This is a genomic window from Micrococcaceae bacterium Sec5.8 (genome assembly GCA_039636775.1).
Classification (GTDB): domain Bacteria; phylum Actinomycetota; class Actinomycetes; order Actinomycetales; family Micrococcaceae; genus Arthrobacter.
Genome location: CP143429.1, coordinates 2,143,655 through 2,158,836, shown reverse-complemented (window position 1 = coordinate 2,158,836; position 15,182 = coordinate 2,143,655). Strand labels below are relative to the sequence as shown.

Genomic DNA, 15,182 nt, shown 5'->3' with positions numbered 1-15,182 from the left:
TCAGTGCGCCGTATCGAACTCGGCGCCGAACAATTCTGCCGCGCCTACGGTGACAACAGTGCTTCCGGCCGGGGGACCGGCAGTGGCCGTGACGAGCCCGGCTTCCACCTTCGAAACGGTGACGGACTGGCGCTGGTATACCCGGGGGGCCGGGTTGGTGTAGACCCAGGTCTTGCCGTTGGCGTCATACAACAAGGACGCATAGGGCAGGAGGACGTCGGTTCCCGTCCCGGCCTTGACCGTGTCGGTTTTCAATTCCAGGCGCTCGAGCCCACGCTCGGTCAGGGTGAGCTTCGCGATTCCCGTCGTTGCGTTCTTCTCGACCTTGGCGGGGTCGTTGACGTTCACGGGCGCGGTCACCGCTGCGGTCTGGGCGCAGCCGGGGAGGGTGAAGAGAAGGGCGGCACAGACAGCGGCCGCCAGGGGCAGACGCCGTTGGGGCTTTTGGCTGGTCATGATAGTTCCACCTTTTCCTGCGTAGCGGGCTGAACGGGTACTTCCGATTCGTAAACTTCCGACCACTCTTCCGGGGCGGTCTGGGGACCGAACCAGAGAGTCAGGAGGGGGAGCACGAAGAGTGCCACGAGAGTGGTGGTCACGATGCCGCCGACGATGATCAGCAGCATGGGGGCAATGACTGCCTGCCCGACGGTGCCGCCCCATACTGCGGGCGGTATCAGGACCACCGAGGTGATCAGGGCCGTCTTGAGGACCGGTGATACCCGCTCGCGGGCCGCCAGCAGAACGATCGTGGCGTGGGAGGCCTGCGGCGCGGACCGCCAGAGCTCGTCCACCCTGGCCGACAAGACGGCCGCGTTGCGGGCGGCGATGGCGAGGACTGCGGCGAATGCCGTCATGGTGATCCAGGACAGAGAGGCTGCACCGATCCAGGCTGCCAGCGCCGCTCCGGCGAGGGCCGCGGGCAGTGCCAGGAAGACGGCGGCTGCCAGCTTCCAGCTCCGCACTGCTGTCTGGAGCAGGAGGAACACGCCGACCAGCGCGGCTGCCCCGAGCCAGAGCACGAGCGTGTCGGCAGCCTGGAGTTCGCTGTACTTGGCCGGGATCTCGGCGTGGTATTCAAGCGGGAACTGGATTTGTTTGATGGCCGCCTGGATGTCGCGCTGGATGTCGGCCAGCGGCCGCCCGCTGACGTCGGCTACGATGTCGATCCGCCGTGAGGTGTCATCGTGCATGATGACGACTTCGCTGGCGACCATCCGGACCTCCGCCACGTCGCCCAGTTGCACGTGGCCACCGTTCGGGGTGTCCAGGAGCAGTTCGCGGATACTGGTCAGATCATCCCTGACGCCGACGGCACCGCGCACGACCACCTCGAATACTTTTTGCTGTTCGAAGAGGTTGCCGACGACGATCCCTTGCATCAGTGTCGCGGCGGCGCGCCGCGCGTCACCGGGCTTGATACCGAACTTCTGCGCGGCCTCGAGGTTGACTTCGACCTCCACGATCGGCGTCTTGGTGGTGGCGTTGATCTTCGGGTTCTGGACCCCGTTGATATTCTCCAGCGCCTTCCGCACCTCTTCGGCCTTCTCGCGCAGGACAGGAAGCTCGGTACCGTATACCCGCACCGCGAAGCCGGGCTCCAGGGTGCTGCGCATATCGCCGATCGACTGCTGCGAGTAGTTCAGGACGTTGTGGGCGATGCCGGGATAGCCCTGGACTACGTCCCGGACGGCGCGCTCCGTCTCGCTGAAATCGGCGTTCCGGGCGATGGAGACCCACAGCTCGGCGGAACTGTTGCCTACGATCTGGTCCGAGGTGATGGCGCGCCCGATGTGGCCGCCGACTCCGGACACGCCCGGAAGGGCGCGAAGCTCATCGGAGGCCCTGGACGCCACCCTGCGGACCTCGTCATTGGACGTCCCTGCCATGGAGTCCCACTGAACCAGGAGGCTCCGGTCCGGCAGCGTCGGAACGACAGGCCGTTTGGCGGCGAGTTGGGCCCCGGCGGCAAGGCCAAGCACCCCGATGACACCGACAGCGACCAGGCTGATCAGCCGGCGGGAACGAGCTGCGCTCAGTGCCCGGTCGTAGTAGGGCCGGGCACGATCCGCGGCAGCAGATTCCTTCCGCGGCACCGTCTCCTTGGGCAACAGGATCTGTGCCATCACCGGAGTGACCGAGAGCCCGACGATCAGGCCGGCCGCTAGGGCCAGCACCATTGACCAGAACAGCGGCTGGAGGAAGGAGCCGCCGATCCCGCTCACGAACAGGGTCGGGACAAGGACGATGACCATGATGAGCGCAGCGTGGAACAGGGGGGTGCGGACACCACGGACGACGTAGGTGATGTCCGACCTCAGCGTGGCGACTGTTTCCGTGGCCTCTGTGACCAGGGGCCGGCGTCGCTGTGCCTGAATGTCCTCCACGACGTCACCCACTATCACGGCCATACCGAGCATGAGACCGGTCAGGACCGCAATGTTGAGCGTGGCGTTTTGGGCGTAGAGCACCACGCCCGCCACCGTGACGGTGGTCGTGATGGCGACGAGGGCGATCACCGCTACCCGCCAGGAGCGGAACAGCAGCCAGAACAGCGCCACGGCAATCAGCAGGCTGATCAAAAGCGCCAGGCCAAGGCTATTGAGCGAGTCCTGAACAGAGGTCGCGGGACGGAACACGGTGGTATCCATCTGAATACCGGACAGACCGGGTGCCATGTCCTTGAGGGCGGCCTCAACATCCTCGGTGACCTGGACTGCGCTGGTGCCGGGGAACTTCTCGATGACCAGCAGAAGGCCTGCATCCTGGCCGACGACGGCGTCGCCAATCAGGGGCTGATGGTCTTCCTTGACCTGGGCGATATCGCCCAGAAGCATTGCAGGATTGGTGTCTTCCACACTGACCTTGGCCAGATCGGCCGGGGTGCGGATCGGAAGCACATGCTGGATGCCCAACCGCTGGCTGGGGGATTCCACAAAACCGCCGGTGCCCGGTGTGGACGCCTCAAGGAAGCTCAGCGGAGAGACCCATACGGCATTGCCAGTGGATTTGACGACCTGCTCCAGGGTGACGCCCTTGTCGCGAAGCTGGGTCGGGGTGACTTCGACCTGGAGCTGCTGCTCGCGCTGACCCCAGATCGCCACGTTGGCAACACCCGGAATGCCGATCAGCCGCGGCTTGATTTTCCACCGCGCGAGGACCGACATGTCGATCCCGGACAACTGCTTCGAATTCATCCTGACCATCAGCACGCGGCTGGTGGACGACAACGGCTGCATGATCAGCGGCGGCGCCGAAACGTTAGGCAGGGCAACGGCCTGGGTCATACGTTCTGCCACGAGCTGGCGGGCGCGCAAGAGATCCGTGCCCGGTTCGAAGACGAGTTCGATGGAGGACAGCCCGGGAACTGATTTAGACCGGATCTCATCCAGCCAGGCGACCCCATTGAGGAGGTCCGCTTCCATTGGGGAAGTAATGAGCTGTTCAACCTCAACAGCAGAGAGGCCCAAGGCCTCGGTCTGGATCTCGACGTGCGCCGGCGCGAACTCGGGCATCGTGTCCACGCTGATGTGCGGGACGTTAATGACGCCAAAGGTCATTAGCCCGGCAGCGAGGGCAAGAACCAGGATGCGGAACTGCAAACTGAATCGGGTTATCCAGCCAAACATGGCTAACCCAATTCCTGGCGCCTGCGCGCCACGGAGCGGCACATAGGCAGAAGAATCAGTTGATGCAGAGATAAAATACGCAATAGATACATATCAGGCTCCTCAACCCGAGACCTAGCGAATCCCCCCACAGGATCCCCCCACGAGATCTTGAGAGAATAGTGTTCCTCTTCACCCCTCGTGGCAAGACGCCGAAAATTGAGGCCGAGGGCCCACTTGAGCACAGTCGTGCCGCACCTTGTACGTAAATAGGGCAGGAGCCGAAAAGGTACTTGCATAAAGGCGAAAGGTTACTTGAGGTCCTTTAGCGAACTACTTGGCTAGGGGCATGACTACGCTCTTATCATTTCGCCGTGCGCAATTTCTACTATCAGAAGAAGCTGTCAGTACGCTGTGGTTCCAAGTGATTAATTTGTAACGATTTGAAGTCCTGGCCGCCGCTGGAATTCCCCGCGGGCCTTCCCCTCGCCGGAGCGCCGTCCTGGGACTCTGCTCCCGTTTCGCCCGGATCCGGCGGAAGGCGCTAAAGTGGACACTATGCGTGCAATCCTTCTGCTTAGCTAGCCGCCCGGCATCCCGACAGGTACTCGGATTGCCGAGCGGCTGCCCCTCCGTGTCGAGGGGCTTTTGTGTGTCTGGGCCCTTCCCGGCCGGCTGCACGGCACGGGGTGCCAGGGCGGACCAGGAAGCCTTGCCGGAAAATGAAGCTTGACCGTGAAGTTTCCCCCAACGAGTTGCATGACAGAACAGAAGAGGCCAGCAGTGAGCGTTCAGCCGGAGACAGACACCGGAACACCAGCAGTGGCAGCCGGGGCCCCCGAAGAGGGTGCCTACAGCTTCGCGACCATGGAAGCCAAATGGCCGCAGGTCTGGGAAGACCTCAAAGTCTTCACGCCCGTCGACGACGGCTCCAAGGAGCGGCGGTACGTTCTGGACATGTTTCCGTACCCCTCCGGCGATCTTCACATGGGTCACGCCGAAGCGTTTGCCATGGGAGACGTCGTCGCCCGGTACCTCCGCCAGCAGGGCTACGATGTACTGCACCCGATCGGCTGGGACTCCTTTGGCCTGCCCGCCGAGAACGCGGCCATCAAGCGCAACGCCCACCCCAGCGAGTGGACCTACGCCAACATTGACACCCAGGCGGCGTCGTTCAAGCGCTACGCCATCTCGGCCGACTGGTCCCGACGGATCCACACGTCCGACCCGGAGTACTACCGGTGGACCCAGTGGCTGTTCAAACGCTTCCACGAGCGCGGCCTGGCCTACCGCAAAAATTCGCCCGTCAACTGGTGCCCCAAGGACCAGACGGTGCTGGCCAACGAACAGGTAGTCAACGGCGCCTGTGAGCGTTGTGGCACACAGGTCACCAAGAAGTCCCTGAACCAGTGGTACTTCAAGATTACCGACTACGCCGACCGGCTGCTCGAGGACATGGACGAACTGCGCGGGCACTGGCCCGAACGCGTCCTGGCCATGCAGAAGAACTGGATCGGACGGTCCGAGGGCGCGCACGTCACCTTCGTCATCGAGGCCGACGCCGACGCCGACAAGCCTGCCAAGGACGTTCAGGTGTTTACCACCCGACCCGACACCCTGTACGGTGCGACGTTCTTTGTCGTCGCGGCCGACGCGCCGATCGCCGTCGAACTGGTCACCGCGGAACATGCCGGGGCCCTGGACGCCTACCGCGAACAGGTCAAGGCGCTCTCCGAAATCGAACGGCAGTCCACCGAGCGGGAAAAGACCGGTGTCTTCACCGGCCGGTACGCCATCAACCCGCTCAACGGCGAGAAGCTGCCCGTCTGGGCAGCCGACTACGTGCTGGCGGACTACGGCACCGGTGCCATCATGGCCGTCCCCGCCCACGACCAGCGCGACCTCGACTTCGCGCGCACCTTCGACCTGCCCGTACGGGCAGTGCTGGACACCGGCGAGGAGGATCCCGCCGTCAGCGGGACGGCGACGACGGGCGAGGGCACCCTGATCAACTCCGGCGCCCTGGACGGCCTGCCCAAGGCAGAAGCCATTCCGGCCGCCATCGAAATACTGCGGCAGCAGGGCACCGGCGAGAAATTCGTGAACTTCCGGCTGCGCGACTGGCTGCTCAGCCGGCAGCGCTTCTGGGGCACCCCGATTCCGATCATCCACTGCCCTGCCTGCGGGGAAGTCCCGGTGCCGGACGATCAGCTGCCTGTCACCCTGCCGGCGGACCTGCGCGGCGAGGACCTGTCCCCCAAGGGCACGTCGCCGTTGGCCGCCGTCGAAAGCTGGGTCAACGTTCAGTGCCCCAGTTGCCACGGCCCGGCCAGGCGGGACACGGACACCATGGACACGTTCGTGGATTCCTCCTGGTACTTCCTGCGTTTCGTCTCGCCCCAGTACACGGATGGCCCGTTCGATCCGGAAAAGATCAATGACTGGATGCCGGTGGGGCAGTACGTGGGCGGCGTGGAGCACGCCATCCTGCATTTGCTTTATGCGCGGTTCTTCACCAAAGTCATCCACGACCTCGGCATGATCGACGCCGACGAGCCCTTCAGTGCACTCCTGAACCAGGGCCAGGTGCTCAACGGCGGCAAAGCCATGAGCAAGTCCCTGGGCAACGGCGTGGACCTCGGCGAGCAGTTGGACAAGTACGGCGTCGACGCCGTCCGGCTCACCATGATCTTCGCCTCCCCGCCGGAGGACGACGTCGACTGGGCGGACGTCTCGCCGTCGGGTGCTGCAAAGTTCCTGGCCCGCGCCTGGCGGTTGGGCCAGGACATTGCCAGCGCTCCGGGCGTCGACTTCGCGACGGGCGACCGTGCCTTGCGTACGGTCACGCACCGCACGATCGCCGACGCCGAAGCGTTGCTGGAGCACAACAAGTTCAATGTGGTCGTGGCCAAGTTGATGGAGCTCGTCAACGCGACCCGCAAGAGTATTGATGCAGGCACCGGAGCGGGCGGGGCCGATCCGGCGGTCCGCGAAGCCGTCGAGGCTGTCGCGGTCATCCTGAGCCTCTTCGCGCCCTACACGGCAGAGGATCTCTGGAACGTGCTGGGGCACCCCGCCTCGGTGGCCAATGCCGGTTGGCCCGCCCACGACCCCGCCCTGTTGGTGCAGGACACCGTCACCGCCGTCGTCCAGGTGCAGGGCAAGGTCCGTGACCGGCTCGACGTCTCCCCGGAGATCGGCGAGGACGAGCTGCGGGAATTGGCGCTGGGCTCGGAGAATGTCCAGCGTGCCCTCGATGGCCGGGGCATCCGCACCGTCATTGTGCGGGCGCCTAAACTGGTCAACATCGTCCCGGCTTAGCGGGGCAGACCGCCCGTTGGTCCGGCCGCCGGGGTCTCCCGGCGGCCGGACCGTACCGCGTGTTCGAGAGCTACAGCAGAGAGCAAGAGGTTCCGCATGCCCGATCGCGAGGCCGCAGGGTGGCCGTGGCTCAAGGGGCGCCTCGGCGGCTTACGCCAGCCCCGGTCCGCTGCCCCCGGCAGCAGCCCCGCCGTGGTCCGCACGGCCGTGGTCACGGACTCCGCTGCGGCACTGCCGGCCGACTGGGTCCGCGCCGTCTCCGGCGGTGGGCGCCTTGCCGTCGTCCCGATGCCGGTGATGGTGGGAGCGGAGATCTACGGCGAGGGTGAGGACGACATCACCGACACCATCGCGCTGGCTCTGGCGAGCGGTAAGCCGGTCAAGACCTCGCGGCCTTCCCCCGGCCAGTTCGAGCAGGCCTACCTGGCTGCCGAACGGCTGGGCTTTGATGCTGTCGTCTCGGTCCACATCTCCGGGGAACTGTCCGGAACTGTCGACTCAGCCCGGCTGGCCGCTGCCCGGGTGAGCATCCCCGTGGAAGTCATTGACTCGCGGACCGTCGGCATGGCACTGGGCATGGGCGTCCAAAGCGCCGTCCGCGCAGCCACGGGCGGCGGAGCGGCGGCAGAGGTTAGGACGGCCGCCGAGCAGGAGCTGGCCCGAACCAGGGTCTACTTTTACGTGCCGAGCCTCGAACAGCTGCGCCGCGGCGGACGGATCGGAGCGGGGGCGTCCATGTGGGGCACCATGTTCGCCATCAAGCCCCTCCTCGCGGTCGAGGACGGCAAGGTGGTGCCGCTGGAGAAAATTCGATCCGCGGCGAAAGCCATCGCACGGCTCCAGGAGATCGCCGTGTCCGACGCCGCCAGCCGCCCGGCGGGGCTGGCCAGGCTTGCGGTCCACCATTTCGGCAACCCCGCCGAGGCCGACCAGCTGGCTCTGGAGCTGGCCGCTGCGGTTCCCGGAAGTCCGCCCGTTCAAATCAGCGCGCTGCCCGCCGTGCTGGCTGCCCACGCCGGACTCGGTGTCCTTGCTGTGGTTGTCGGGGAGACCACGCCTACCGCGGATCCGGAGCCATCCGCCGGGATATAGCCCGGCCTCCCGGCCGGCGTCCTGGCCCCACCGGCCGGTGGCCTGCTGCCGCCGTATCCCGCGGTATCCACATAGGACACCTCGACCCCGAGGGGCGCTGCCGGCGCTTCGTAGGATGGGCGCATGCCGCGCCACGATCCGGGATACCCAGCCAGCAGCGGAGGTGGCCATGCCGCGCGCAGGCTGTCCGCTGCCGTAGCCGGCCCCGGAACAGATCCCGGCCTGCTCTCCATACCGCCGCTGGGCTCCGGTTCTGCACCTCCGCCCGGGCCGGAACCCGGCGACCCGCCAGTCCACCGCGGTCCCCGCCTTAGGTGGCGCACCGGGGCCCGCCCCGCCGCAGTGCTGTGCCTGATTGGCGCAGTGTTGCTCGGCTGGTTCTGGTGGCAGGCGGCGCACGCCCCCACGGATATCGGCCCGCTAAGTTCTACCGGCATCGCAGCGGACGGCGATGGGCCCGTTCCGGATTCCCATCCCGTACCCGATCCCGTCATGTCATCGCCGCCCGCCACGGGAAGGATCATCGTGCACGTGGCCGGTGCCGTGGTCCGGGCCGGCGTCGTGGAATTACCGCCGGGGAGCCGGCTGCACGAGGCCATCGCTGCGGCGGGAGGTGGTTCCCCGGATGCCGATCCGGGCCAGCTCAATCTCGCGGCCGTCCTCGAGGACGGACAGAAAATCCTGGTGCCGCGGCAGGGCGAAACTGTTCCGAACGGAACCGCTCCGGCCGGTGATGCGGCCGCTGGAGGCGGACCGGCGTCCGGTGCCCGCCCGACCGCTGCCGGGAAGATTAACCTGAACACCGCCAGCGTGGAGGAACTGGCCACCCTGCCGCGCGTCGGGCCGGTGCTGGCCCAGCGGATTGTGGACTGGCGCGGCCAGCACGGTCGTTTCCAGCGGGTGGAAGAACTGGACGCCGTGGACGGTGTCGGCGAGAAGATGCTCGCAGCCCTGTTGCCGCTGGTCCGGGTCTGAGGGAGCCCCGGCATGGAACAGGCCAGCCGCTGGCAGCAGTACATTGACGCAGCCCTTGGCCGCAGTCCCGGCAACGACCCGGGGGCAGAGAACGCGCTGCCACAACCCGGGCCCCCCGGGCCGCTGGGGTCGCTTGGACCGCTGGGGCCTCTTGGGCAGCGCCCACGCCGTGGGCGGCTCAGGGACCTCATCGAGTCTCTTCCGGGCCCGACCCGGTCCCACGGGAGCCGGGAGCACCTGCTGCGCAGGACGGACGTCCGCCTGGTTCCTCCGGCGGTGCTGGTCTGGGCCACGGCCGCGGCTGCGCCCCACTTAAATCCGGCGCAGCTGGCGGTGCTCGGCCTGAGCTTCCTGGCAGGGGCGGGAGTCCTCCTGCTCCGGGCAGGGTCCGCTTGGAGGAGACGGAAAACCGGTGGTCCGGCCCGGCGGAGTTTCCTCGCAACGCTGGCGGTGGCGTTGCTTCTCGCCGCGGCGACGGCCGGGCATGCCGCCGCCGAATCCGCCGCGGGGAACGAGGAGGCCGTGTCCGCTGCCGCCGCCGGAGGCCACACCGTGGCAGTGGAGGTGGAGGTCTCGGGGGCGCCGCGGCGGCTCACGGCTCCCGGACGTTCCGGGCTATCGGACCGCTGGGCCGTGCCTGCCACCATGATCGAAATGACCTTCGACGCCCACCGGGTACGCGCGCCTGCCCGGTTGCTGGTGCTGGGAGGCGCCGACTGGGAGCATGTCAACCCCGGTGTCCGGATCCGGACCACCGGCAAGCTCAAACCCCCCGGACCCGGCCAGGCTGAAGCGGCGGTCCTCTCGGCAAGTTCCGTGCCGCTCGCGATCGGTCAGCCCGGGCCCTGGCAGCACGGCCCACTGGAGCTCCGGAGACGGTTCTCCGCTGCCGCCGGGCAGTACGCGGGAGATGCCCGCGGGCTCCTTCCGGGCATGGTCACCGGTGACACCAGCTCCGTAGATCCGGACCTTGACACTGCCATGAAGACGGTCGGAATGACCCACCTGACGGCAGTCAGCGGCGCAAACTGCAGCATCATTCTGGGTGCCTTTCTGCTGGGCGCGCGCAGCCTGCGGTTCAATCGTGCAGTGACCGCGGTCCTGTGCCTGGGCGGGCTGGGCCTGTTCGTCCTGATGGTTGGCCCGGACGCCAGCGTGCTGCGCGCCGCGCTGATGGGCGCTATTGGCCTCGTGGCCCTGGCCGGAGGCCGGCCTGGACGGGGGCTGAGCCTCTTGTGCCTCGCAGTGGCAGGACTTGTGCTGGCGCAACCGGCGTTGGCCATCAGCTTCGGGTTCCTGCTCTCTGTCCTTGCAACGCTCGGCATCGTGATAACAGGCAGGGCAATTCTGGGCTGGTTTCCGGAGCGGGTGCCGCGGTGGGCGGCGGCCGGAGTAGCGGTTCCGCTCTCTGCACAGACTTTCTGCGGCCCCGTGATCGTCTTGCTGCAGCCGCAATTTTCGGCCTATGCCCTGCCCGCCAACATTGCTGCTGCTGTCCTTGTCGCCCCTGTGACGTTGCTGGGAACGGCGGCTGTGCCGCTGGCCGCTCTGGCCCCTGCCCTCGCTGCAGTGCCGCTGGCCGTCGCGGCCGCCTTCGCCAACGGGGTGGGCGGAATCGCACGCTTCTTCGCCGGCCTGCCCGGCGCTGTCCTGCCCTGGCCGGCAGGCGCCGTCGGCGTGGCCACGATGACGCTCTTCTCCGCTGCCGCCCTCGGCGCCTGCTGGCTGGGCTGCCACCCTGCCCGGACGGTGGGGCTGGCCCGTGCCGCCCATGAACGGGCTGTGGCGCTGCTCGACCGGATGCTGCCTCCCCACCCTGGCGGAACAACCCTGTGTGGGCACCGCTCCGGCTTGGTGCACCGTCCAGGCCGTGGCAGGCTTAGAACCTGCAAACAACCTTCCGGGAGGAAACCTCAGTGGCTGCTGCCCAGACCCCACGCGCCCGGCCCGCGGCGGCGAATACCGCCACCTGGCGGGATGTGACCCCGGCCGCCGTCGTGCTGGTCGGCGGGCCGGAAGACTATTTGGGATCCCGCGCCATGGATCGCATCAGGGCACAGGTCCGTGCCGCAGCCCCGGACGTCGAAGTAACACGGCTCAACGCCGGCAGCTACGAGCCGGGTTCCCTCGCCATGAATGTCAGCCCGTCCCTGTTCGGCGAGCAAAAGCTCATCGAAGTGGAAGGCCTCGAGGGTATGAACGATGCGTTCCTGGCCGACGGGCTGAAGTATCTCACCGGTCCCGAGCCGGACGCTGTGCTGGTCTTCCGCCACAGCGGGGGCGTGCGCGGTAAGAAGCTGCTGGACGCCATCAAAGCCGGCGGCTGGCCGGTGGTGGACTGCCAGCCGCTGAAGAAGGATGCCGACAAGATAGCGTTCGTGACGACCGAGTTCAGGGCCGCATCGCGGCGCATCGAGCCGGATGCCGTGCACGCCCTCGTCAACGCCGTCGGCGCAAGCCTGGCTGAACTTGCCGCCGCCTGCAGCCAACTCATCGCCGATGCCGCCACCGGCGTGGACGCCGCCATGGTGGACCGGTATTACGGGGGCAGGGTCGAAGCCTCGGCTTTCAAGGTAGCCGATGCCGCGATGGCCGGGAACGCCCCGCTGGCACTGTCCACCCTGCGCCACGCCCTCGATACGGGCGCGGACCCGGTTCCTCTCGTCGCGGCGCTGGCCGCGAAGCTCCGCACCCTCGCCAAGGTCGCCGGCGCCCAGGGCTCCTCGTCCCAGATTGCCAAGCAACTCGGCATGCAGCCCTGGCTGGTGGAACAGGCGCAGCGGGAGGTGCGGCGCTGGACTCCCGAGGGCCTGGTCCGGTCCATTCAGGTGACCGCCGAGGCGGACGCCCAGGTCAAGGGCCTCTCCCGGGACCCGGTTTACGCCGTCGAACATGCCGTCACGGTGATTGCGACGTCGGTGCGCCGCTGAGGAGGGCCTGCCCCCGGCCGGGGCCGATCCTGGCGGGCGCGGCCTGCACTCGACCGGAGGCGTATACGGTGGCTTAACTGGAAGTGGCCGGCACCCGAGGGTGCCGGCCACGATCGTCAGTTCGAGTGAACTGGAAGCCTTAGAGCGCGTTGACCTTCTTGGAGATGGCCGACTTGCGGTTGGCAGCGTTGTTCTTGTGCAGAACACCCTTGCTGACAGCCTTGTCCAGCTTGCGGCTGGCGGAAAGCAGTGCGGTAGCCGCAGCATCCTTGTCGGTGGACTCAACGGCGGTGTTGACGGCGCGGATGGCCGTCTTCAGCTCGGACTTGACTGCGTTGTTACGCAGGCGGGCCTTCTCGTTGGTGAGGATGCGCTTCTTCTGGGACTTAATATTAGCCACGTGTGAACTCTCTTTTTCAATGCGGAAAATGGTCTAGAGGGCTTTCAGATTGGCCATTGACTGAGCGGCGTGGGGATACCTATGGCGACCAACCATCTGTGGCCGTCGACCTGCACGGACACACAGCTGTCAATAGTAGCAGAAAGGCAGGCAGGGTGGTGATTGCACGGGCGGTTAGCGCCACCCGTGGCGGGCCTGCAGGGCCGCGGCCACAACACTGAAGCTCTTGGCATCGAGGATGGCCCCTTCACGCCGGACATCACGCGGATTGATCTGCAGGATCCGGTCCAGTTTCGCTTCGCTGGGGCGCCCCTGCGAGTCCCAGCGGCCGGTGCCAATGTCGACATAGTCGCCGGTCCGGCGCGGATCGCCGTCGTGGTCCTTGCTGGTCAGCATGAGGGCCAGCAGATACCGGCCGCTGGTGCCCACCAGCAGTACCGGGCGGTCCTTGCCCTGGGAATAGTCCTCTTCGTACGGTACCCAGGTCCAAACGACCTCACCTGGCTCGGGCAGGCCGTTGGGGGAGGGGGCGTAGGTAATCGTCGCCGTTCCACGGAAGTCGCCGGGATACGTGCCGGTCAGGCCGGCGGCGGCATGCCCCGCACTGGGGCGTCCGCCCGGTTTAGTGCCAGGCAGTTTCCCGCCCGGACGGCCCCGGGCGGGCTTCGGTGTGGACGGCCGGGCTTTGCCGGAGCTGCCGGGCATCGAGCCGGGGCGTCCTTCGAGCAGGCGCAGAGCGCCGCGGACTGCGTTGCCAATTGAGCGTAAGTTCCAAGCCATGGGGATACCATACCGGCCGCCCGGCCGGGCAGGAGGATGCACTCCGGCGGGCCCGGACGTGGGAGACTATAGGAACGATAAACGCGGCACGCCGCAGGACGGACACCCGTCCGCAGCGCCGTTCCGCACAAAAACCACCAGTATTGCCGTCAGTCAGTATTGCCAACAGTAAGGACCCTGCGTGTCTCCCATGGCCCGCACCGCCCCGGTGCCTGCCGCAACAGATCCGGCCATCATCCGGAACTTCTGCATCATTGCGCACATTGACCACGGCAAGTCCACGCTGGCCGACCGGATGCTCCAGTACACCGGCGTCGTCCAGTCCCGTGACATGAAGGCCCAGTACCTGGACCGCATGGACATTGAGCGCGAACGCGGCATCACCATCAAGTCCCAGGCAGTCCGCATGCCCTGGGAGCTCGACGGAACCAGCTACGCGCTGAACATGATCGACACCCCCGGACACGTTGACTTCACCTATGAGGTCTCCCGCTCCCTGGCCGCCTGCGAAGGCGCCATCCTTCTGGTGGACGCGGCCCAGGGCATCGAGGCCCAGACCCTCGCCAACCTCTACCTGGCGATGGAAAACAACCTCACCATCATTCCGGTCCTGAACAAGATCGACCTCCCCGCGGCACAGCCTGAGAAGTACGCGGCGGAACTCGCCAACCTGATCGGCGGCGACCCGGACGACGTGCTCCGCGTTTCCGGCAAGACCGGCATGGGCGTCGAGGTGCTGCTGGACAAGATCGTCCGCGACCTGCCGGCCCCCGTGGGCAACCCGGACGCGCCGGCCCGCGCCATGATTTTCGACTCCGTCTATGACACCTACCGCGGCGTCGTCACGTACGTCCGCGTGGTTGACGGGATGCTGCATCCCCGCGAACGCATCCAGATGATGTCCACCCGCGCCACCCATGAACTCCTGGAGATCGGCGTCAGCTCCCCGGAACCCACCCCCTCCAAGGGCCTGGGCGTCGGGGAAGTGGGCTACCTCATCACCGGGGTGAAGGACGTGCGCCTGTCCAAGGTGGGCGACACCGTCACCAACCTTGCGAAGCCGGCCACCGACTCCCTCCCGGGCTACGCGGACGCCAAGCCGATGGTCTTTTCCGGGCTGTACCCGCTGGACGGCACCGACTACCCGGTGCTCCGCGATGCGCTCGAGAAGCTGATGCTCAACGACGCCGCGCTGGTCTACGAGCCAGAGACGTCCGCAGCGCTGGGCTTCGGTTTCAGGGTGGGCTTCCTGGGCCTCCTGCACCTGGAAATCACCCGCGAGCGGCTGGAACGCGAATACAACCTGGACCTGATCTCCACCGCCCCCAACGTGGAATACGAGGTGACCCTCGAGGACAAGAAGGTCGTCCACGTCACCAACCCCAGCGAATACCCGACCGGCAAGGTCGCCGAGGTGCGCGAACCGATGGTGTCCGCCACCATCCTGGCGCCCAACGAATTCGTCGGCGCCATCATGGAACTGTGCCAGAGCCGCCGCGGCGTCATGGGCGGCATGGACTACCTTTCCGAGGACCGGGTGGAGATCCGGTACCGGCTCCCGCTGGCCGAAATCGTCTTCGACTTCTTCGACATCCTCAAGTCACGGACCCGCGGCTACGGTTCGCTGGACTGGAAGGCCGACGGCGATCAGGTCGCCGATCTGGTCAAGGTGGACATTATGCTTCAGGGTGAACAGGTGGACGCTTTCAGTGCCATCACCCACCGGGAGAAGGCCTACGCGTACGGCGTGATGATGACCGGCAAGCTGCGCGAACTCATTCCACGCCAGCAGTTCGAAGTGCCCATCCAGGCTGCCATCGGATCCCGCATCATTGCCCGGGAGAGCATCCGCGCCATCCGCAAGGATGTGCTCGCCAAATGCTACGGCGGTGACATCACCCGGAAGCGCAAACTGCTGGAGAAGCAAAAGGAAGGCAAGAAGCGCATGAAGATGGTGGGCCGCGTCGAGGTCCCGCAGGAAGCCTTCGTTGCCGCCCTCACCACGGACGAGTCCAAGGACAAGGCCAAGAAGTAGCCGTGCCTTCAACGACCGTCCCCGCGCAGCCCGGTCCGGCC

At 66.6% G+C, this 15,182-nt stretch carries 10 protein-coding genes; 6 read left to right on the top strand and 4 right to left on the bottom strand.

Features of this window, described 5'->3' with window-relative positions:
- Both VUN84_09915 and VUN84_09910 read right to left on the bottom strand, forming a co-directional pair.
- A complete protein-coding gene (locus tag VUN84_09915) occupies window positions 1-456 on the bottom strand; it encodes a hypothetical protein (protein XAS62659.1) in 456 nt (151 codons plus the stop codon).
- On the bottom strand, window positions 453-3,629 hold the full coding sequence (locus VUN84_09910; GenBank protein XAS62658.1) for an efflux RND transporter permease subunit: 3,177 nt from the start codon (window positions 3,627-3,629) through the stop codon (window positions 453-455). Before VUN84_09910 ends, VUN84_09915 begins: the two co-directional genes overlap by 4 nt.
- Before the next feature lie 762 nt (window positions 3,630-4,391).
- Here VUN84_09910 and leuS point away from each other — a divergent pair.
- The 5 genes from leuS to holA all read left to right on the top strand — a co-directional run bounded on the left by leuS (window position 4,392) and on the right by holA (window position 11,926).
- Window positions 4,392-6,929, top strand: a complete 2,538-nt coding sequence (gene leuS, locus VUN84_09905) for a leucine--tRNA ligase (protein ID XAS62657.1) — start codon at window positions 4,392-4,394, stop codon at window positions 6,927-6,929.
- A 96-nt stretch (window positions 6,930-7,025) separates the two neighbouring features.
- A complete protein-coding gene (locus VUN84_09900) occupies window positions 7,026-8,021 on the top strand; it encodes a DegV family protein (protein ID XAS62656.1) in 996 nt (331 codons plus the stop codon).
- Window positions 8,022-8,513: 492 nt separating this feature from the next.
- A complete protein-coding gene (locus VUN84_09895) occupies window positions 8,514-8,996 on the top strand; it encodes a helix-hairpin-helix domain-containing protein (protein XAS62655.1) in 483 nt (160 codons plus the stop codon).
- Window positions 8,997-9,446: 450 nt separating this feature from the next.
- Complete coding sequence (locus tag VUN84_09890; GenBank protein XAS62654.1) at window positions 9,447-10,979, top strand: ComEC/Rec2 family competence protein; 1,533 nt, start codon at window positions 9,447-9,449, stop codon at window positions 10,977-10,979.
- A complete protein-coding gene (holA, locus tag VUN84_09885) occupies window positions 10,913-11,926 on the top strand; it encodes a DNA polymerase III subunit delta (protein ID XAS62653.1) in 1,014 nt (337 codons plus the stop codon). The genes VUN84_09890 and holA overlap by 67 nt, the downstream gene beginning before the upstream one ends.
- Before the next feature lie 139 nt (window positions 11,927-12,065).
- On the opposite strand, the gene rpsT is transcribed toward holA, so the two are convergent.
- Complete coding sequence (gene rpsT / locus VUN84_09880; protein ID XAS62652.1) at window positions 12,066-12,326, bottom strand: 30S ribosomal protein S20; 261 nt, start codon at window positions 12,324-12,326, stop codon at window positions 12,066-12,068.
- A 174-nt stretch (window positions 12,327-12,500) separates the two neighbouring features.
- Complete coding sequence (locus tag VUN84_09875) at window positions 12,501-13,106, bottom strand: type II toxin-antitoxin system PemK/MazF family toxin (GenBank protein ID XAS62651.1); 606 nt, start codon at window positions 13,104-13,106, stop codon at window positions 12,501-12,503.
- 181 nt (window positions 13,107-13,287) lie between these two features.
- On the opposite strand from VUN84_09875, the gene lepA reads away from it, so the two are divergent.
- Entirely contained in the window at window positions 13,288-15,141 is a 1,854-nt protein-coding gene (gene lepA, locus VUN84_09870; GenBank protein ID XAS62650.1) for a translation elongation factor 4, read from the top strand.
- Window positions 15,142-15,182: the final 41 nt, after the last annotated feature.

Excerpts from the sequence above, each read along its gene's own strand:
- VUN84_09915 (XAS62659.1), bottom strand. The coding sequence starts at position 456 with ATGACCAGCCAAAAGCCCCAACGGCGTCTGCCCCTGGCGGCCGCTGTC.
- VUN84_09910 (XAS62658.1), bottom strand. The coding sequence starts at position 3,629 with ATGTTTGGCTGGATAACCCGATTCAGTTTGCAGTTCCGCATCCTGGTT.
- VUN84_09900 (XAS62656.1), top strand. The coding sequence starts at position 7,026 with ATGCCCGATCGCGAGGCCGCAGGGTGGCCGTGGCTCAAGGGGCGCCTC.
- VUN84_09875 (XAS62651.1), bottom strand. The coding sequence starts at position 13,106 with ATGGCTTGGAACTTACGCTCAATTGGCAACGCAGTCCGCGGCGCTCTG.
- VUN84_09895 (XAS62655.1), top strand. The coding sequence starts at position 8,514 with ATGTCATCGCCGCCCGCCACGGGAAGGATCATCGTGCACGTGGCCGGT.